Raw genomic sequence first — 21,126 nt, forward strand, 5'->3', positions numbered from 1 at the left:
TCTCAATAGCTTATTATCAATTAGCCGACATTTAATGTACTTATCTCTGCAACTTTATAATCCTTACTGAATTCTTTAAGCTTTCCTAAATAAGCTTTTTTCTTTGTACTTATTACTCGGTACTTATCAATCAACTCGCCTTTTCTTTAAAACCTGCAATCATTCCATATTTCTTTTTCTTGTATTGCTCGGTAATTAGACCTAATAAGTAATTCTTCATGGCAAAGCCTATAATTCCCATCACTGATAGTACTCCTACCGCCACTTCCAAATTAAAAATGTAGTAAAAGATGGAGAATATAATGATTGGTACAATTAATACCGGAAGCATAACCAAAAACTGAGTAGCACTTGCACCTTGCATGTTACCAAACGGACTCTGATCTAACTCTATCCTTTTCTTATTAAACGAACCAAAATATAATATGACGGGTATGTTTACACCCAAGTTGTATAAGGCACATCCAAAATTAATTGCCAAGGCATCCCAACCAAAGTAAACGTAAGGTATCGTCAATAAAAACATAGCTACTATGCTCACTGTAATTAGTGAAACCTTTGACTCCAGATACTTTCGCATGGGTATGTTTTGCGACATCATCATACTATAGTAACTACTATCCCAAGCCGGAATAAACTGACCGAAATTACTTAAGAAAATACCTGTCATAAATATACCCACAAAGGCTTTCATAGGCATCATGCTACTATATATCTCCTGGGTATAGAATACCAGACCGTAAAAGACAAACAATAGCGAAATATACACTTGTGACTTGGTTCTTTTATTTCTCCAAATCATTTTAAGATCTAACTGAAGAAAAGAGCCCATTTCGCCAAAGCGTTTGGTCCAAGCTAAATCTGAGGTATTTGCCTGTACCGATTTTGCTTTGAGCTTTGCATCTAGGTAAATTTTATCTTTTAAGTATTTATAATTTACATAGTACATAGCGACTGCAAGCGCAATAGGAATCAAAACCGTAATTGGGTATGCGTAAAGAGCATGAAAAACAGGCCCAAAAAAGGCCTTTACAGAAAACACACCGAAATAATCCAATCCGTAGCCTAAAACAAGTATGCTAACAATACCTATTAAAACCTTATCGTTTTTATTCACCAAAAGGTTTACATAATTTATGCTCAAAACAATTACAATAATGGCAACTACCCATAAAAATACATTTAATGCAGGGTAACCGTTAAACAGCAAAACGACGGCAAATGGCACAATGAAAAATAATGTGAGTAAATTATAGATAGATGCGGCAGATCTACCTAAAATATAATGTGCAATGGTACTTTTCTTTACCGGTGTGGTCAAAAAAGGCTTAATGTCCATTACGGGTAATTTCTGCATAAAATACCTGAGCATTAATTCCATCAAAATCCAGTAGATAAAATACTGGCTAACAATCCATAACGGGCTTTGGTCCGGAAAGAACTTGCGTAGTAAAAAATACATACCCCCACCGGTTACGGCGAGCGATATCAACATATACACCGCAAAAAATCCCATGACTATTTTTATCCCTAAACTTTTTCCAAGGTTAGAGGATCTAAAAAAAGATTTCCATTGTAAGGAAGAAAATCGTTTAAACATTCGGTTGGTTTTAGTATTCTAAATATAAGTAAGAAAAATCTTGAGTTTGTTACAAAGAATATTTAAAAATTATTAAACAGCTCAGTTTTATACCTTAATATATATTTATTGAAAATTAACATGTCCATACCTCTTTCTTCCCCATCAAAAAATCTCTCTCTAACGTATTCGTAGTCCAAGCCAATGCTTTATCCAAATAAGAAATCGCCAAAGATTTCTCTCCTATTTTCATATAATATTCCGCATAACAACCGTAATATAAATAAGCCCTTTGACCAAGTTCTGCAACATCAATGCGCTTTAACAATTGATGTGTTTTTTCAAAATCAGATAACTGAAGACATACTGTTGCATGATTTAACAACGTAAACATATTGGGTTTAAACATATACAATTGTTCGTACCAATAAGAGATATTTTTCCAATTGGTATCTTTAAATGTTTTGGCATTTAAATGCTCAGAGGCTATGGCAGCTTCATAATGATACACAGAGGTATCTTCATATTCCGTAGCTTTAAGCATGGCACTGTTTCCCATCTTTATCAATGGAAAATACCATTTGGTACGGTCTTGATACCGCAAATTAACTATTTGATTGTCAGAGGAAACTTTACTTTCTAGTCGTGACATATGAAAACATAGCAATGCAAAAAGTGCATACAAACTGCCACTTCTAAATTGCTCCTTTTTTAAAAGTAATTGACAAAGGCGAATAGCTTCGCCACATAAATCTTCTTTTATTAACTTTTCCTTGTTTGTAGAATGAAAGCCTTCATTGAACGTTAAGTAAATGACTTCCATAACCCGTGCCATTCGTTCTTGAACAGTTTCAGGACTTGGGTATTGAAACTGAATATTTTTATCCTGAATGGTTTTTCTTGCCCTTAGTAATCGCTTAGCGATAGTTTCCTCTTTGGTCAATAAGGCAGCGGCAATTTCTTTGATACTAAAACCGGAAATGGTTTTAAGTGCAAAGGCTATTTGTTCGCTAGGGTGTAAACTTGGGTGACAGGCAACAAAAATCATTCGCAACTGACTATCTGCAACCTCATGATCTAAAAACAGTTCCTCAATTTGTAAAGATGATGCTCCAGTTGTAATGCTAAGGTTCCTATTTTTTTCGGCTTGTATACTACGAAGAATATCAATGGTTCTATTTTTGGCGACACGGTTCAACCACCCCTCTGGATTATCAGGTATTTTAGTCCGCCATTGCGTAGCTGCTTTTATAAAGGTATCCTGTACCGCATCTTCAATGGTCTCTATATATGACAACCCGAAAAAACGGGTTAAAATAGCGACCATCTTCCCATAATGATGTCTAAAAAGATGGTCTACTACTTTATGTTCCATTTAGTTTACTGCTCAAAAACCATTACTTCCCTAATCTCAACAGTACCGTCTAAATCATAATCTGGATAATCTTTAGCGATTTCAACTACAGCTTCTGCACTTTCTGCCTGTACAATATAGTAACCTCCTATCAGTTCTTTACCTTCGATCAAAGGGGCGTCTGTAACGGTACGGTTTGGTCCGGATACTCTTTTTACTTGGGGCATTAATGCATCGCCAGATTTAACAATGCCTTGTTTTTGCATTTTTTCGTTCCAAGCAAACCATTTCCCCATACGTTCCTGTAATTGTTCTGGTGATAGACCTAATTCTTGGTAATCTGCACCAATGAAAATCATCATAAAATCTTTCATAATTTAATCCTTTTAATTTTTACATAGAACTTGCTCTAAGTTCTCATGTTTACCCCATGACGTTACCGAAATCAAATTAGGGACAATTTTTATAGGTTTTTTTCAAAAAAAGATAAGTTAAGAATTATTTAATATGATAAAAACCCTTCAAATACCATTGATGGTTAGACTTTTTTGACAAATGTCATATGATATCGCAAAAGCATGCTTAATTTTGTAGATCGATTTAAAGAAATGAACATATGTCGCAATTTCACCCATTAACGGTAAAACATATTAAGAAATTAACGCCAACATCTGTTGCCGTTACATTTTCAATTCCTAAAGAATTGGCACAGACTTTCACCTTTACGGCGGGTCAGTATATCACCATAAAAAAAGAAATAAAGGGCAAAGAACTTAGAAGAGCATACTCTATTAGTTCATCTACGGACAAAGATGGTATCACTATTGGAATCAAAAAAGTAGACAATGGTGGATTCTCCAATTACGCAAACTCACAATTAAAGGTAGGCGATACTTTAGAGGTTATGGAACCAGAAGGTCGTTTTGTTTTTAAAAGAACAAAAGAGGTACAGAACATTGCCGCATTTGCAGCAGGTAGTGGTATTACCCCTATTATGAGTATTGTTAAGTCCGTTTTAGATAGTAACCCAAAGAATACATTTGTTTTGGTGTACGGTAACAAATCTTACGAGGAGACTATGTTCTATACAGATTTGATGAAATTGGAATTAGAATATGCCAATCGGTTTTTTGTGTACTTTACCAATAGTCAAACTCGTGAAGACAAGGCTTTATTCGGTAGAATAGATACCTCAACGGTAAATTATGCACTATTAAACAAGCATAAGGACGTTGATTTTGATGGATACTATTTATGTGGACCAGAAGAGATGATCCGTTTGGTACAAGATACTTTAATAGAGAATGAAGTAGATAAGGATAAAATCCATTTTGAACTTTTTACACCCACTGAAATAAAAGAGGAACTACCTATACAGGCCGATGGTCAAACAGCAGTTACCGTACTTGTTGATGATGAAGAATTTCAATTCACCATGGACAAGAAAAACATAATTCTTGATGCCGTTCTTAAAGAAAACATTGATGCACCATATTCTTGCCAAGGTGGGGTATGTAGCAGCTGTATTGCTAAAGTAACTGAAGGAAGTGCTGAAATGGTCATGAACCAAATTTTGACCGATAAAGAAATTGCGGACGGATTTATTTTAACCTGTCAAGCGCATGCCACCACACCTACAATAAAGGTAGATTTTGATGATGTATAAAACTATATTAGTTTAATTAAAAAACGCCATTATTATAATTTAGTAATGGCGTTTTTTATTTCCTGGGCTACCTTTTCAAAGGCAAAATTAAATTGGATTGCGTTATTGTTTTTAGGGGGTTAAAATACCTTTAATAGTATTTTCAATTCGCTAAAGGTATGTCTATAGAAATCATTGGTGTTTTTATCATCATTGCGGTAGTTATAATTTTATTTGCTTTTGAGGTTTTTCCGATGGATAAAATCGCTTTCTGCATTATTGCCGCATTACTATTAACCGGCTTGGTTTCACCCGAAGAAGCCGTCAGCGGATTTCTAACAAAGCCGTAATCACCATTCTGTGTCTAATGATCTTAGCGATCGGACTTGAAGAAAATGGAGCCATATCTTATCTCGCAAAAGGCTTAAAGGTGCTAAAGAACTGGCCGGTTGTCTTGGCCATGGTCGCTATAATGCTGATTGCGGGAAGTATTTCTGCCTTTGTAAGCTCTACTGCCGTGGTCATTGTGTTTATTAAAATTGTTGCAGAACTACGTGAAAAATATCAATTACCCCCAGGCAAATTGTTATTGCCTATATCTTTTGCAAGTATTTTAGGGGGCAGTTGTACCCTAATGGGCACATCTACCAACCTTTTGGTAAGTAATATAGCCGCAAGGTATACCGGTGAAAAATTGGGTTTCTTTGAATTTACGTTGACCGGCATTGTTTTTTTAGGAATTTCAATGGGGATTATTGCCCTTTTTTATCGGTTTTTGCCAAAAGACACTGGTAAACTTTCAGATATTTATGACCTTGATCGATATCTCTTGACGGTGACGGTAGAAAGTGATTCTCCTTTGGTAAACAAACCAATAGGTGAAAGTTTCATGTTCAAAGAAATTGACATTACCGTTTTGCGACTAACACGAAAAGGCTTTGACCAAAACTTATTGAATCATGATTTGTTAATTCAACCTAATGATGTAATTCTTCTGCACTGTAGTTTGGAAAACCTTCAAAAAATGCGTGCCGAAGGTTATTTTGAAGTGGATTCGGAAGACAAAGACCATTTTACATCCACTAAAAATACCCAAATCAAAAAAGTTAGTGATTCCCAAGTAAAGAATGATGAAAATAATGAGGAAGATGATGAAAGCCTTTTGTTAGAATTATTGCTGTTACCCGGTTCTAAATTTTTAGGCAGAAACTTATCTGAATTAAAAACCATGTTGATACCAAGGGCAATCCCTTTAGCGGTAAACAAGCGAAAGAAGCTACGTATTCTTCAGAACCGACTACATCAAAGCAATCATGAGTTTACAAAGCTTCATGTAGGAGATCGATTATTGATACAAACCAAGCCCGAGTACGTATCTAATTTTGAAAACAGCAATAATCTAGCGGTATTAAACCAATATGAAGGTCGTGCACCTGCCACGCCGTTTAAAAGAAACTTATCCATCCTTATATTAATTGCCACCATTGCCATGGCAGCTACCGGAGTTTTTGAAGTAATGACAAGTGTAATTACTGGAACCTTAGCTATGCTCCTTTTCAAATGTGTTGAGTTAAATCGTATTTATGAGAAGATCAATTGGCAAATTATTTTCTTATTGGCAGGTATGATACCACTAGGTATAGCAATGAGCAATGCCAAGGCAGATACATGGATCACGGAAGAACTGTTGGCATTAATGTCCGGTGAGCAACCTATATTCATTATCGGATTGTTGTTTTTAACGACAATGATACTAAGTAGTGTAGTATCAAACAATGCTACGGCAATTATAATGGCACCTATTGGAATTTCATTGGCCAGCGGATTAAGTCTTGATCCCAAGCCATTTATTCTTTGTGTAATGTTTGCGGCAAATTTCAGTTTCTTTACTCCCTTAGGATATCAAACAAATGCGCTTATCTACAGTATGGGAATTTATAAATTCAAACACTTTTTAGTAATCGGAGGGGTTATATCCCTAGTGCTTTGGATCGTGGGCACCTTACTTTTAAGTGCTATGTTGTAATCAGCTATTTGGTAAATACCTCCTCGAACTTTTTAATAGCAGCTTCATAGCCAATGGCGTAGGCTTTTTCTATACCCCTTCTATCTAACAAGCCAATATGTTCCAATTCTTTAGATTCAAGCACCAAATGACAATTATTGATCTTTTGTCGGTTAATGGCGTAAATCATCAATCCGGTAACCCTGCCCGTTAATTGAAATGAGTTGTTTAAGTGCTTTTTCTCCAATTGAGATACAATAGATACATTACTACCAATAACAAAATCTACCTTGGGCAAAACCGGTTCAGAAGGAAAATTGTTCATGATCCCACCATCTGCATATAATTCTCCATTATATTCCACCGGACTGAAAACAGGTGGTAATGCAGCGGAGGCCAATAAGGGTTTTATAAGCTCGCCTTCATGAATAAACAGCTCCTCACCTTTCTGTAAATTGGTTGCCACAACATGTAGTTCCCTATTTAAGGCGGCAAAACTATCCTCTGGAAAATACTGTTTAAAAGAAGTAATATAACTTTCACTATTGAGCAAACCAGGTTTGGCAACCGCAAAGTAATTATACTTAAAGAGTGGCGTTTCCTTAAAAAACCGAAGCATATCTTCTACGGGCTTATCCGCAGCATACAAAGCACCTACCAAGGCACCTATACTACTACCCGAAACCACATTGGCCTCAAGACCGAATTCTTGCATTGCCTTAATCACACCTATATGCGCCATGCCTCTAATACCTCCGCCCGAAAGTACCAAACCTATGGACTTAGAACCTATTTGCATCTATCTAAAATTAATTTCAAAAAAAATGCCAAGCGAATACTATTATTCGCTTGGCATAAAATTAATCATAAATACGGACTAAGAATCCAATCCGAAGGCATAATAATATTTACTTCCGTCTTCATAAACGCCCTCTAACATTACTCCGCCTTTTTTGTTTTCCAAAACAGCGGCTACATCTTCAATATCATTGATACGTTTACCATCTATATGTGTTATGATAAACCCTTCTCGCATTTGGGTTTCCTTCTTAATTTTACCAGGGTAAAGTTTAGAAACCTTAACACCGCCATCTATTTTCAATTTTTTAGCGATTTCCTTATCCACATTCTCAAAATCCGCTCCTAAAAGGTTAAATACCTCTTTCTTTTCTTTTTTGATAAAATTGGTCCCACCTTGAGAATTATGTAACTCAACCTCAAACTCTTTTTCCTTTCCGTTTCTATTTACCACAATAGTTACCTTATCACCTGGTCTTTTACCGGCAATAATTTCTTGAAGTCTAGGTGATGTTGCCGTTTCCTTTCCGTTAACGCTAACGATAATATCACCAGATTCCATTCCTGCCAAATCTGCACCGCTATCCTCACCAACTTGCTCTACCCAAACACCTTTAGTAAAATCAACATCTTTTTCTTTTGCCAAGTTGCTATCCATAGTCCTAATAGTTACCCCTAACATACCACGTTGCACATTACCGAATTTCAATAGGTCTTCTACTACTTTGGTAACAATATTACTAGGCACTGCAAATCCGTACCCTGTATACGTACCCGTAGTACTTGCAATGGCCGTATTGATCCCTACTAGGTTTCCGTCTAAATTTACTAATGCACCCCCACTGTTACCTGGGTTAATGGCAGCATCTGTCTGAATAAAACTCTCTACCGCAAACTTATCGGTATTTATATGTATACTTCTTGCCTTGGCACTAACGATACCTGCAGTAACCGTAGAGTTCAACCCTAAAGGATTACCAACGGCCAATACCCACTCACCTACTTCAACATCATCGGAATTTACCAAAGACATGGTTTTTAAATTATCTGCTTTGATCTGTAATAGCGCCAAATCTGTAGTAGGATCCGTACCAATTACCGTAGCCTTGTACGATTGATTATTATATAAGGTTACCTCAACTTCATCCGCATTGTCAATGACATGGTTATTGGTAACAATATATCCTTGATCATTGATGATCACGCCTGACCCCGTACCTATTCTAGGTCTAGATGAGGATCCTTGTGGAGACTGCCCCTTGAACATATCCCCAAAAAACTCTTTGAACGGATCAGGCAGTTCACGAGCACCTTGATTTTGATATGATGATCCCGTTTGTGTAGATTTAATGTGTACAACGGCATCTAAAACTTTCTCTGAAGTTTCTGTAAAATCCAATGGTTTAATATTACCATCGTTGTCTTTGGTATATAATGCCTGTGCCCCGGGTATAGATTCTACCACTGTTACACCCCTAGACTCTTTTACATCTTTTTTGTTGAAATGAATTACCCCATAACTTACGGCAAGGGCAATAATAGCTGAGAAGAAGTAAACCTTCCAAGCTCCTCTAGAATTTGTGTTTGATTTCATATGTATATAAATTTTAATATTCTTCTAACTGCCTAGTGTCAATAGCTATGCCATGTATAGCCATGTCATTGCTAAAAAAAATTTAAAAGTTTTTGAAATTTTAAGGGATTTTTTAGACTAAGTGGTCTGTAACCTTAAAATTACATTACTTGAAGCATAAAAATTATGCTCATCAACTGATATTATAGCTTGTTTATAGGCTTTTGCAATTTGTAAACCCTAAAATGTTTTAGAGAAACAAACTGCTTGGTCTAAAACTGACATTTTGACTTAAAGTAAGGCGATTCTTATATTTTAATGATACAATTAATGTATAGTTAAAAAACCTTTGCCATATTTTTACGTAAGTTTAACAACGAGAAAGAAAATTGAATTGAATTCACTAGGTACTACTGCTATATTGGTATTTGCTAATTCCGCTAAGGAAGATTTAGCCAATAAGGGTATTGCCAAAGGTGAACAATTGTTTAACATTCTTACCACGGCCACACTTCGTAAAGCAAAAAATACAGGTTTGCCCGTTTTTCATTTTTCCGATGAAAACCAAATTGGCAACAGTTTTGGTGAACGTTTCACGAATGCCATAGCTTCCGTTTTTGAAAAAGGTTTTACAAGTGTTATTACCATAGGGAACGATACTCCTCACTTAAAAACACAACAACTTAAACATACTGCCAAGCAATTGGCAAAGGGCAAGTCCGTTATTGGACCATCTATTGATGGGGGTTTTTACCTTTTAGGTTTACAAAAATCGAATTTTGAGGTAGGCGAATTTCAAGATCTACCTTGGCAACGCTTTGGCTTGTACCACAAAATTACCATGTGGCTACAAGAAGAATCAACGGCATTGGTGAAATTGCCCGTTTTACAGGATTTGGATACTGAAAAAGATCTAAAGGCTATTTTATCATTCTCAAAAGACTTACCCACTACCCTGCTATTGGTGATAATAGCAATATTACGAGTAAACAGAAGTCTATACTACACTAACCAGCACTTCTTTCGTCTATTTCCAAACAGTTTTCTATACAACAAGGGCTCGCCTTTGGTTTCATTTATCTAGATCCCCCTTTATCCAATGGTTGGATAAATGAAAAACCAGTCGAAAAACTATATATGAAACACTTATTACTAGTGTTGACCTTGTTTATATGTACTATGGTCAATGCTCAAGAAACAATTACCGGTACTGTAAAAGATACCGATGGAAATACCATACCTTATGTCAACATTGTTTTGTCTGGCACGCTAAACGGCACTACCACTAACGAAAACGGCATATATACCATTGATGTACCCGAACTTTCCGGTGCTCTTGAATTTTCCGTTTTAGGGTATGAAACCAAAATAATTACCATAAATAACAGACGAACAATTGATATAGTCCTAGGCGACTCTTCCGAGGTCTTAGATGAAGTGGTATTAACGGCTTTAGGTCTAAAACGAGAAACCAAAGAATTAGGTTATGTAGTTCAAAGCTTAGATGCCAAAGGAGTTACCGAGGTAAAATCGGTCAATTTCCTAGACAACCTTTCAGGTAAATTGGCGGGGGTAACCATCAACCAAGGTGCTACGGGTGTAGGGTCTTCCTCTAAAATTACCATTCGTGGAGAAGCATCTTTCTCTAACAACAATCCCTTATTTATTGTAGATGGCGTTCCTATCAACAATAATTCGGTTTTTAATTTCACCAATGAAGCGGCAGCCGGATTTCAAGAAATCGATTTTGGAAACGGAGCCATGGAGGTAAACCCAGATGATATTGCAGAGGTATCGGTTTTAAAAGGACCAAGTGCTGCGGCATTGTACGGTACTAGAGCTTCTAACGGAGTGATTATTATTGAAACAAAAAGCGGCAAGAATTCAAAAGGATTGGGCATTAGTTATAACACCAGCATTTTTGTGGATTCAGCTTTTCAACTGCCCGATTTTCAGAATGAATACGGACAAGGAAATTCAGGAGAGTTCGCCTTTGTAGACGGATTAGGTGGTGGAACCAATGACCTTATTACGTACAGTTGGGGACCACGTTTAGATGTTGGTAATCTTATTCCGCAATATGATAGTCCGGTTACCTTGCCAGACGGTACCGTTGTAAGAGGTGGAGACACCGCTCTTTACAGCGGAATACCTATCACCCTTACAGAATTTAGATCACAACCGGACAATCTAAAGAACTTCTACGAAACCGGTACTACGTTAATTAATAATATTGCTATTTCCAACGGATTTGATACCGGTAATTACCGACTTTCATTTACGGACTTACGAAGCGAATCTATAATACCGGGTGTTGATTTAGACCGGCAAACGGTGAGCGCACGACTCAATTTTGAACCCATTGATCAATTACGCATCAATTCATCTATAAGTTATATCAATTCTAATTCTGACAACAGACCGTCTAACGGTTATGGGTCGGAAAACGCAAACTATTCTTTGGTTGCTTGGGGACCACGCTCGCTGAATATAGAGAATCTGAAAAATTACTGGCAACCAGGTTTAGAGGGTATACAACAATACTCGTACAACTATACCTTTTTTGATAATCCATATTTCATTCTTAATGAAAACAGAAACTCGTTCAATAGAGATAGGGTATTCGGAAATATTTCCGCTAGCTATGATATCACAAATCATTTAACGGCAACCGTTAGAACAGGGATGGATTATTCTAGTGAACTACGCCAATTGCGAAGAGCCTATAGTTCTAATCGTTTCGCAAATGGTGGTTATGCGGAGCACGATGTATTCTATAGGGAGGTAAACACTGATTTTTTAATAAATTATACCAATCAGTTCAATGATTTTAATATAGATGTCTCTTTAGGTGGAAACCGATTAGACCAAAAAGCGTTTACTTCACAATCGCAAACTACAAGTTTGGCTCAACCGGGTATTTTTAGGTTATCTAACGCAGCATCACCTATTGAAGTTTTCGAATTTGAATCAAACAAGAGAATCAACAGCTTCTATGGCTTAGCAAAAATTGGATATAAGGATTTTCTATTTTTGGATGTCACCGGAAGAAACGATTGGTCTAGCGCATTGGCTACCCCTTTTTCAGTAGATAATACCTCTTTCTTTTACCCATCGGTATCCAGTAGTTTTATAGTATCCAAGGTGGTCAGTTTACCTGAGGTTATTTCATTTGCCAAGTTACGAGCAAGTTGGGCACAGGTTGGTAATGACACAGACCCATACCAAACTACAGGGGCATTTGTTGCACAAACGCCATTTAATGGGCAACCAACATTCAGCAATTCAAACACTATTGCAAATGCCGATCTTGTTCCTGAATTGACATCCTCATTTGAAGTGGGTGCTGATCTACGTTTTTTCAATGATCAACTTCGCTTTGATGTTTCCTATTACAATGCTTTGACGAAGGATCAAATTATCTCATTACCTATAGGCATTTCTTCAGGATATACACAACAAGTGGTCAATGGAGGTGAAGTTCGCTCTAAAGGGCTTGAGGTCATAGTAGGTGTTTCCCCTATAATAAGTCAAAATTTTAAATGGAACAGCACCTTAAATTTTAGTACCAATAGATCAACCGTAGAAAGTTTACCGCAAGATGAAGGGCGATTAACTTTGGCGTACTCTAGAATCTATGACAGTCAAAACCAAACGGTATTTTTACAGGCAGAAGAAGGTGGTCGCGTAGGAGATCTATATGGAACCGGATACTTAAAAAATGAAAATGGAGATTTCATTTTAACCGATGAGGGTAGATATATACCGGACAATGAATTACAAAAATTGGGTAATTATAATCCTGATTTTATGCTGGGTTTCAACAACCAATTCAATTATAAAAATTGGAATATGGGCTTTCTATTAGATTGGCGACAAGGTGGAATCATAGTTTCTAGAACAAGGGCATTAGGAAATGTTGGTGGTCAGTTGGCAGAAACGGCCTTTAGACCAGAAACAGGTATTGTACCAGAGGGTGTAGTAAATACAGGCACCGATGACAATCCGGTTTATGAAGCAAATACTGTAGCGGTTTCCGCAGAAAGTTACTATCGCCAGTTTTATGATAGAAACCACGAAGAAAACAACACCTATGATGCATCATTTTTAAAGCTACGCCAACTATCTATTGGTTATACGTTTAACAATCTTAGCCTGTTCAACCAAGATGCTACGTTGAGTTTATCATTAATAGGAAAGAACTTATTTGCTATAACAGAGAATCCGCATTTTGACCCAGAGCAATTAGCAGTACAGGGACAAGGATTTATTAGTGGTGTTGAAGATATGTCATATGCCACAACAAGAAGTATAGGTTTTAAAGCCGGATTTAATTTTTAAGAAAGAAAAGATGAAACATATATATAGCATTTTAATCTTATTGTTGGTCATTGGCTGCACAAAAGATTTTGAGGAAATTAATACGAACACCAACGATCCCGTAACCGTACAACCTAGTCTTTTGTTAAGACAGGTAATTTATGACTATGGGGAACAAATGTCATATGAAGGTTTTACTGCCGGTAACCTATTAGGACAATATAGTACCGCTCTAGACTTTAACTTATTTGACAGGCATGATTTAAAGTCGCCCCAATTAGGTGGTAATCCGTGGCCTATATTCTATCAAAACTTAAGGGATAATGAAATCATATTAAAATTGTCCCAAGAGAATGCTGCATATGCCGTTTATGAAGGTCCGGCAAGAATTATGAAGGCATACATGGCGGCCGGGTTAACAGATTTATTTGGTGATGCTCCCTATTCAGAAGCATTTCAAGGAGATACAGAAACGGTTACTCCGTCCTATGACACTCAGGAGTCAATTTACATGGATGAAGGTGGTGTTTTTGACAATCTTGACAAAGGAATTTTAGCCATTCAGAATTATTCAGGTACTATAGCTTTAGAGGGAGATATTCTCTTTAATGGTGATTTAGATGGATGGATTCGTTTTGCAAATTCATTGAAGATAAAATACTTGATGAGGGTTTCTAATAAAATAGATGTTGCATCGCAATTACAGACCATAGTAAGTGAAGGTAATTTCATTGATGATAATGAAGAAAATGCCATTTTCAACTTTACCGATGGTGAACCTAATAGTTTTAGACTTGCGCAACTTAGGGTTGGAGACTTTAACAACTATGTACTTTCTGAAACTATGGATGAAATTTTGACCAACTTGAACGATCCTCGTATTGGTCGTCTGTACCAACCTTTTGCCAACAGTGCAGATGGTGAATACAATGGGCTTTTGAACGGTATAGACGCATCAGTTGGGGTATCATTGGCAGATTACTCATTATTAGGTACCATTTTTAGGGAAAACACCGGTTTATTGGATGCGAATTTTATGACCAGTATGGAAACCCACTTTTTGTTGGCCGAAGCTGCTGAAAGAGGATTCATTTCTGCAGATACCCAAACTTTATACAATACCGGCGTAACACAGGCATTTGCCTATTGGCAGGTAGAACTATCTGAAAATTACCTAACAGAAGATGCCCCGTTTGATAACGGCAATATCATAGAAAACATCATTACTCAAAAATGGATTGCAAATTCAATAAACGGTTATGAAGGTTGGATAGAGTATAGAAGAACGGGTTTTCCGCAATTGAAAACAATATCGGCTAGTTTAAACAATAATTTGATACCTACCCGTATGCCTTATCCATCTGAAGAAGAAGCATTAAATAATGCCAATTATACCCAAGCTTCAAATAACACGGATGGCAATAGTATTAATGTACCTGTGTGGTGGGATGAATAACCGAGTTAGGAGTTAGGAGTTAGGAGTTAGGAGTTAGGAAAAAAAGGAATTTTTTGCTGAAGCTTAAAATTACGAATAAATTAAATTTATGACTGAAGTACAAATTTGGCAATGGGGATTGGTGATCACATCTAGTTTGGTGTTGTTCTTACTGTCACCGTGGGCAAAAGATACCAATCAGTTTTTTAAAGCCGTGCAAAAGAAGAAAGCGCCCAATACCTTTATGTTAATGGGCAGCCTTATCATCTCATGGATATTTGCCAAAAGTATCACCAACGCTGCAAATTTAGGTCTGGATTTTGGTATTGTTGGTGGTGTAGCCTATGCAGGCTATTATTTATCATTTGCCGTGGCAGGTATTGTCATTTATAAAATGAGGCTACACGGTAAGTATACTAGCATACATCATTTTTTAACCTCAAAATTTGGTAAAACTGCCGTAACTATATTCTCCATATTGATTGCTTTTCGTTTGTTCAATGAAGTATGGAGCAATACCATGGTCATAGGTTCTTACTTTGGTGATATGGGCACTACCGCCTACTATTGGTCCATTTTAGTATTTACAGGTTTAACCCTTGCCTATGTTCTAAAAGGCGGCATGAGCAGTTCCATTTTTACCGATGTTGTCCAAATGGGGCTATTTTCAATACTATTAGCGGTAATATTGTTCACCATCTTTGGTAAAAACAATGCTATAACCACATCCGAAGTAGTAAATTCTGGCATATGGTCTTTTGAAACCGGGCTGAATTTATTGTTCGCTGCCTTGTTGCAATCTTTCAGCTACCCTTTTCATGATCCCGTGTTGACCGATAGAGGTTTTATTAGCAGTCCTAAAGTAACATTGAAAAGTTTTCTGTGGGCAAGTGTACTTGGAGCTATTTGCATTGTTCTATTCAGCATTATAGGTGTTTATGCGCAATCGCAGGGCATGCAGGGTCAGGCAGCTGTTCAAGTTGGTAAGGCGTTTGGTACTGTTATACTATTGGTCATCAATTTTATTATGATCACTTCGGCAGCATCGACCTTGGACTCTACCTTTTCATCTTTTTCCAAATTATTGGCTCTTGACCTAAACCTTGGCAACACGGTTAAATTTGGTCGTTGGTCAATGGTCGCTGTAGCAGTATTGGGTACGGTTCCGGTCTTTTTAGATGCTGAAATATTATCTGCCACCACCATTAGCGGTACAATGGTAATCGGTTTAACCCCCGTTTTTTTATTTTGGAAAGGTAGTGCTCCTAAAATCAGTTTTCATTTAAGTGTTTTCTGCGGATTGTTATTCGGTTTTTTATTGATTTTCAATTGGTTTCCAGATAGCTTAATATTTACCACTGGCAAGTATGCCAATTTATTATGGATTAATTTTTGGGGCATCTTATGCTGCCTTTTCGTTTATATGATACCTACATGGATAAAGAAATAAAACATTTGGGCACTAAATCAGGAAAGCTGTTGCTTTTTGGAGGTGTGTACAGCAACCTTCAAGCTTTGGAAAAACTAATTTCCATAGCCAAAGATGCCGGTATTGCACCAGAAAACTGCATTAGTACCGGTGATATTACCGGTTATTGCGCACAACCGGAAGAAACGGTACAGTTGTTTCAAAAATGGGGTGCTTTAAGTATTGCGGGCAATGTAGAATTGCAATTGGCAAATGATAGTGAAGATTGTGGGTGCGATTTTAAAAGCGGTAGCCGTTGCGACGATTTTTCAAAAATGTGGTTTCCGTACACCAAAGGGCATTTATCACAGCAATCATTAGAGTGGATGCAAGAAATTCCTGAATACATCAGTTTTGATTATGGTGGTAAAAAAGTAACGGTAGTCCATGGAAATTATGGAAATACCTCTGAATTCATTTTTAAGTCGAACGCCACGGAAAGTAAAGAAAACTGTTTTAAAGAGACTAATAGTAATATTATAATAGCCGGTCATTGCGGGTTACCTTTTCATCAAACTCTAAAGGAAAATGTATGGCTAAACCCAGGTGTAATAGGTATGCCTGCAAATGATGGTACTCCAAGGGTATGGTATATGATATTGGATATTATAGATGGTGAAGTTGCTTATGCCCATCATTCATTTGAATATGATGCCGAAACCGCTCAAAAATTAATGTACAAAAACCATTTACCTGAAGCATATGGAGACACGCTTACATCTGGTATATGGGATAATATGGAAATACTACCTGAACTAGAAAAAATGGGACAGGGAATTCCAATATATTTTAACCAAGAACAAAAAGATACGATACAAACTAAAACTCAGAAAAAGATGGCAAATACGTACTATGACCCAGCAGATTTAAGAAAATTTGGAAAAATTACAGAATGGAGCGAAGAGCTTGGTACCAAATTTTTTGACTATTATGGTAAGGTTTTCGAAGAAGGCGCACTAAGTGCTAGAGAAAAGTCTTTAATTGCATTGGCGGTATCTCATGTTGTCAAATGTCCATATTGTATTGACGCCTATACTAAAGACGGCTTACAAAAAGGCATTACTAAAGAAGAAATGATGGAGGCGGTGCATGTAGGAGCAGCTATTGAAGGTGGTGCCACCTTGGTGCATGGAGTACAAATGATGAACAAGTATAACAAATTGTCAATGTAAATTTCATTGTTGATTGTTCGTTGATGGTTGTTCGTCGCATCCTTTTTTCAACAATCACTACTTTGAAATTAAAGCAAGTTTAAAAAAAAGTGCAAATGGAATATTCATTATGAATATCCACGGTTAAGAATAAGAAATTAATTGTTGTCATGTTAAAATTTGAAGCATTTACAAAATGCCAACAACGAACAACGAACAACGAACAACTAAAAAATGGCTACAAAATCATTAAAAGCAAAAGGAAACGATTTAGCAGTTTCCAACAAGCAGTTAGAAATATTGAACGGAGGCATATTTGCTGATGGAGAGCTTCCTTATTTTAAAGACAAAATCGCAGATATTGGGCATTTTCCATTACGCCCCAAGAAACTTGAGATCCTACAGATAAACGTAGGCTATATGTGCAATCAAGTCTGTGAACACTGTCATGTAGATGCTGGTCCAGATCGTAAAGAAATCATGACCCGTGAAACCATGCAGCAATGTATTGAGGTCATCAAAAACACTGGAGCACATACCTTAGACTTAACGGGCGGTGCACCAGAAATGAATCCTGATTTTAGATGGTTTGTTGAAGAAGCGGCAAAAGCCGGCATTAAAGATTTTATTGTTCGTTCTAACCTAACCATTATACGTGCCAACAAGAAGTACTATGATTTACCAGATTTCTTTAAAAAGCACAATGTGCATGTAATATCCTCTATGCCGCACTATACCCGTGGAAAAACGGATAAACAAAGAGGAGACGGTGTTTTTGACAAATCGATAAAAGCATTACAAGAATTGAACGAAAGGGGTTATGGCATGCCTGGCAGTGATCTAAAATTAGATTTAGTCTACAATCCGTCTGGCGCATATTTACCAGGAGATCAAGCTGCCATGGAGAAAGATTTCAAAAAAGCGCTTAAAGAAGATTTTAATATTGACTTTCACAACCTATTTGCCATTACCAATTTACCCATTGCACGTTTCTTGGATTATTTGATCGCATCAGAAAATTATGAAGATTACATGTATGCATTGGTAGAAGCATACAATCCGTCTGCAGTGGCAAATGTAATGTGTACCAACACCATTTCCATTAGCTGGGACGGTTGGTTGTACGATTGTGACTTTAACCAAATGTTAGATTTAAAAGTAGCCAGTAAGGTAAAGCATATAAAAGATTATAATGAAGATATCTTAAACGATAGAAACATTATAATATCACAACATTGCTATGGCTGTACAGCGGGTGCCGGTAGTAGCTGCCAAGGTACCGTTGCTTAGTAACAATTACCGATAATAAATGAACCGTTCAGTGAATGCATTGAGCGGTTTTTCTTTTACAAACCTTTTTATTTTTATAGCCACAACCAACCAAGGAGTATGTTTATTAACGCTATAGTATTGTTTTTCAATTAAAAACGGTGCGTTTACCGAATAAAAATGCATCTCATCTATAAATTCCATTCAGTTATATAAATCTCAAGTTCTATAAACAGACCATATGGTCTAAATACCCAAATCTCAGTATTATGAACAAGAGCTTAAAGCGCATGGCTACCATGCAACGTATGCAGACTACAGGATTAGAATTGTTCTATTCCCAAGGATATTATAATACAAGTATAGACGATATCCTAAAAAGACTAGACCTCTCTAAAGGTGCTTTTTATTATCATTTTGATTCTAAGGAAGATTTCTTTGTTCAAATCATACAGAATTTATTGGCCCGTAAAATTTATAGCACATTAATAGAGCCCATTGAAGGTCATGAGAACCCTTTAACGCTGATTACAAAATGTTTTGACGATGCTATGGAAACTGCCGTACATAATGAAATGGATTATGGTTTTATTCTAAGTAACTTCTTATCTGAATTCAACGGAAAGAACGAAGTCATCATGAAACATTTAAATGAAATTGTAACGGTTTGGGAAGTTAACTTGGTAACTACCTTACAAAAAGGAAAATTCAACGGTTTCTTGGACAGACATGTAGATTGCGAAGCCGCTGCAACCTTTTTAATGAGTTCTTATTTTGGAGTACGCACATTAATGACCAGCTCTGCTCCAGCAGCTAAAAAATACCGATTCATGTCTCAATTAAGACAATATTTTAAAAGTATAGAAGCAAAGGTTACTACCCCTTAAGTTGTAGGTTTTAAAATATCAACTATTTTCTGAACGATGGTTTCTGGTTTTATGGTTTCCATGACCTTATGATAACCTTCAGGGTACTTATTTCCATAAATAGAAGTTGGTATAGCAGGATACAGATTCCTGTCGGATAAAAGGGCATTTTCATCGGGCTGATTAAAAGGTGAGAAACCAGCATAAGGGTGGGTAACACCCCAAATTGTTACGGTTGGCACAGCATACATGGCAGCTAAATGAGCGTTACCGCTATCCATGGCCAGCATAAGGTCAAGATTGGATATGAAGCCGAGTTCCTCTGAAAATGATAGCTTTCCTGCAGCGCTAATACAATTTTTAAACTGCTTTTCCCATGAAGCAAGAATTTCTATTTCGCTGGTACCACCGCCAAATAACACCAATTTATAGCTCTCTGAAGAATCCAATTGTAAAACCACTTTTTTCATTAAGTCTAAAGGATACATTTTTCCTTTAAAAGCAGCAAAAGGGGCTATACCTATAACTTTATAATTATGGTTTTCAAGCAAAGTGGCAAAATCGTTAGACATGGGCTTTTTAGACATGGTCTCCATTTCGTTTTTACCAATGGGATAGCCTAATTTGCCGAATACATCGGCATATCTTTCAAAAGTGGAACTCAATGGCTTAAAAACATCTCTATTGGCATTTATCAAAGCTTTCTTTTCTGCCCTACCCTTGTCCAATTGTACAAATGGAATACCTGATAACCTAAAAAATTGTTTTAGTATTGAACTTCGTAAAACATTATGAATATCCGCAACGGCATCAATCTGCAATAATTGCAACTCTCTGTATAATTTCCAAAGACCTAAAAATCCTTTATGCCTACCTTTTACATCTGCCTTAAAAACTGAAACATTAGCTATATTATGGAATATAGGAGCAGTAAATGCTTTTGTTAGAACAGTGATTTTTACCTGAGGATATTTTTTAACAATACCTGTGATAACAGGAACCGACATAGCAACATCTCCCATAGCGGAGAGTCGGATGACCAAAATGTGTTTATGACTATTTATTGCCACGAAGGATGGGGTTTAGTTCCTCATCATTATACATCTTCATTTGTTTATAGACCTTCATATACTTAATGCCACTTTCAATGTCAGCAAGTAACTGGTCTATAGCTTGTGAAAGATCACTTTTTTGTTCCAACAAAACTTCTAACTTGGCCTGGCATTTTTCTCTATGTGCCAAAGCAGCATCTGACCTTGTTGCTTCTTCTTTCATGTGATAGATCTTTAATGCCAATATGGACAATCTATCTATTGCCCAAGCTGGACTCTCTGTATTGATAGTAGCGTTCGGCTTAACTTCTACCGATTGGTATTTTTTTAAGAAATAACTATCTATAAATTCTACCAAATCTGTTCTATCTTGATTGCTGGCATCAATTTTACGTTTTAAAACCAAAGCATCGTTAGGATTAATGTCCGGATCCCTAATGATATCCTCATAATGCCATTGAACCGTATCGATCCAATTTTTTCTATATAATAAATGCTCAATTTCCTCCTTGGAATAAGGGTTTTCAAAACTTTGGTAAACATCATCTTTTACATGATATTCTTCAATACTGTCATTAAAAATTTTAAACGCGAATTCGCTAAACATATGA

The 21,126-nt window shown here is 36.7% G+C and carries 17 protein-coding genes and 1 pseudogene; 11 read left to right on the top strand and 7 right to left on the bottom strand.

The genetic code is table 11. The features are described 5' to 3' along the window. Window positions 1–130 precede the first annotated feature (130 nt). From CSC80_RS06120 to CSC80_RS06130, 3 genes are all read right to left on the bottom strand, one after another. Entirely contained in the window at window positions 131–1,600 is a 1,470-nt protein-coding gene (locus tag CSC80_RS06120) for a DUF5687 family protein (RefSeq protein ID WP_099190471.1), read from the bottom strand. A 115-nt stretch (window positions 1,601–1,715) separates the two neighbouring features. Further along, window positions 1,716–2,954: a sigma-70 family RNA polymerase sigma factor gene (locus CSC80_RS06125; RefSeq protein ID WP_099190473.1), complete on the bottom strand. Its 1,239-nt coding sequence runs from the start codon at window positions 2,952–2,954 to the stop codon at window positions 1,716–1,718. Window positions 2,955–2,959: 5 nt separating this feature from the next. Further along, a complete protein-coding gene (locus tag CSC80_RS06130; RefSeq protein WP_058104536.1) occupies window positions 2,960–3,307 on the bottom strand; it encodes a YciI family protein in 348 nt (115 codons plus the stop codon). Window positions 3,308–3,549: 242 nt separating this feature from the next. On the opposite strand from CSC80_RS06130, the gene CSC80_RS06135 reads away from it, so the two are divergent. From CSC80_RS06135 to CSC80_RS06140, 3 genes are all read left to right on the top strand, one after another. Beyond that, window positions 3,550–4,599, top strand: a complete 1,050-nt coding sequence (locus tag CSC80_RS06135; protein WP_099190475.1) for a ferredoxin--NADP reductase — start codon at window positions 3,550–3,552, stop codon at window positions 4,597–4,599. Between the two features lie 158 nt (window positions 4,600–4,757). Beyond that, window positions 4,758–4,928 (top strand): hypothetical protein, encoded by a 171-nt coding sequence (locus CSC80_RS19670; protein WP_236973330.1) that lies wholly within the window; start codon window positions 4,758–4,760, stop codon window positions 4,926–4,928. A 17-nt stretch (window positions 4,929–4,945) separates the two neighbouring features. Further along, window positions 4,946–6,604: an SLC13 family permease gene (locus CSC80_RS06140; protein WP_236973331.1), complete on the top strand. Its 1,659-nt coding sequence runs from the start codon at window positions 4,946–4,948 to the stop codon at window positions 6,602–6,604. A gap of 4 nt (window positions 6,605–6,608) precedes the next feature. On the opposite strand, the gene CSC80_RS06145 is transcribed toward CSC80_RS06140, so the two are convergent. After that, on the bottom strand, window positions 6,609–7,382 hold the full coding sequence (locus CSC80_RS06145) for a patatin-like phospholipase family protein (protein WP_099190477.1): 774 nt from the start codon (window positions 7,380–7,382) through the stop codon (window positions 6,609–6,611). Between the two features lie 78 nt (window positions 7,383–7,460). Next, window positions 7,461–8,975 (bottom strand): Do family serine endopeptidase, encoded by a 1,515-nt coding sequence (locus CSC80_RS06150; RefSeq protein ID WP_099190479.1) that lies wholly within the window; start codon window positions 8,973–8,975, stop codon window positions 7,461–7,463. 328 nt (window positions 8,976–9,303) lie between these two features. On the opposite strand from CSC80_RS06150, the gene CSC80_RS06155 reads away from it, so the two are divergent. The 8 genes and pseudogenes from CSC80_RS06155 (at window position 9,304) to CSC80_RS06190 (ending at window position 19,484) form a co-directional block, all read left to right on the top strand. Continuing rightward, on the top strand, window positions 9,304–10,038 hold the full coding sequence (locus CSC80_RS06155) for a DUF2064 domain-containing protein (RefSeq protein WP_157681221.1): 735 nt from the start codon (window positions 9,304–9,306) through the stop codon (window positions 10,036–10,038). 53 nt (window positions 10,039–10,091) lie between these two features. Further along, on the top strand, window positions 10,092–13,295 hold the full coding sequence (locus CSC80_RS06160) for a SusC/RagA family TonB-linked outer membrane protein (protein WP_099190481.1): 3,204 nt from the start codon (window positions 10,092–10,094) through the stop codon (window positions 13,293–13,295). A gap of 10 nt (window positions 13,296–13,305) precedes the next feature. Then, window positions 13,306–14,730 (top strand): SusD/RagB family nutrient-binding outer membrane lipoprotein, encoded by a 1,425-nt coding sequence (locus tag CSC80_RS06165; protein WP_099190483.1) that lies wholly within the window; start codon window positions 13,306–13,308, stop codon window positions 14,728–14,730. 88 nt (window positions 14,731–14,818) lie between these two features. Continuing rightward, entirely contained in the window at window positions 14,819–16,159 is a 1,341-nt protein-coding gene (locus CSC80_RS06170; protein ID WP_099190485.1) for a sodium:solute symporter, read from the top strand. Beyond that, window positions 16,144–16,773 (top strand): annotated as a pseudogene (locus tag CSC80_RS06175) (metallophosphoesterase family protein); the annotation flags it as partial. The gene CSC80_RS06170 and the pseudogene CSC80_RS06175, both read left to right, overlap by 16 nt. Before the next feature lie 240 nt (window positions 16,774–17,013). Continuing rightward, on the top strand, window positions 17,014–17,349 hold the full coding sequence (locus CSC80_RS06180; RefSeq protein WP_082642972.1) for an arsenosugar biosynthesis-associated peroxidase-like protein: 336 nt from the start codon (window positions 17,014–17,016) through the stop codon (window positions 17,347–17,349). Window positions 17,350–17,562: 213 nt separating this feature from the next. Then, window positions 17,563–18,618: an arsenosugar biosynthesis radical SAM (seleno)protein ArsS gene (arsS, locus tag CSC80_RS06185; RefSeq protein WP_074670891.1), complete on the top strand. Its 1,056-nt coding sequence runs from the start codon at window positions 17,563–17,565 to the stop codon at window positions 18,616–18,618. A 248-nt stretch (window positions 18,619–18,866) separates the two neighbouring features. Then, window positions 18,867–19,484: a TetR/AcrR family transcriptional regulator gene (locus CSC80_RS06190; protein ID WP_058104546.1), complete on the top strand. Its 618-nt coding sequence runs from the start codon at window positions 18,867–18,869 to the stop codon at window positions 19,482–19,484. Here CSC80_RS06190 and CSC80_RS06195 read toward each other — a convergent pair. Together CSC80_RS06195 and CSC80_RS06200 are read right to left on the bottom strand one after the other, a co-directional pair. Then, on the bottom strand, window positions 19,481–20,533 hold the full coding sequence (locus tag CSC80_RS06195) for a glycosyltransferase family 9 protein (protein ID WP_343224339.1): 1,053 nt from the start codon (window positions 20,531–20,533) through the stop codon (window positions 19,481–19,483). The genes CSC80_RS06190 and CSC80_RS06195 overlap by 4 nt on opposite strands. After that, complete coding sequence (locus CSC80_RS06200) at window positions 20,520–21,122, bottom strand: DUF4254 domain-containing protein (protein WP_074670885.1); 603 nt, start codon at window positions 21,120–21,122, stop codon at window positions 20,520–20,522. The genes CSC80_RS06195 and CSC80_RS06200 overlap by 14 nt, the downstream gene beginning before the upstream one ends. Between the last annotated feature and the right edge of the window lie 4 nt (window positions 21,123–21,126).

It is taken from the genome of Maribacter sp. 6B07, from assembly GCF_002700155.1.
Taxonomy (GTDB): domain Bacteria; phylum Bacteroidota; class Bacteroidia; order Flavobacteriales; family Flavobacteriaceae; genus Maribacter; species Maribacter dokdonensis.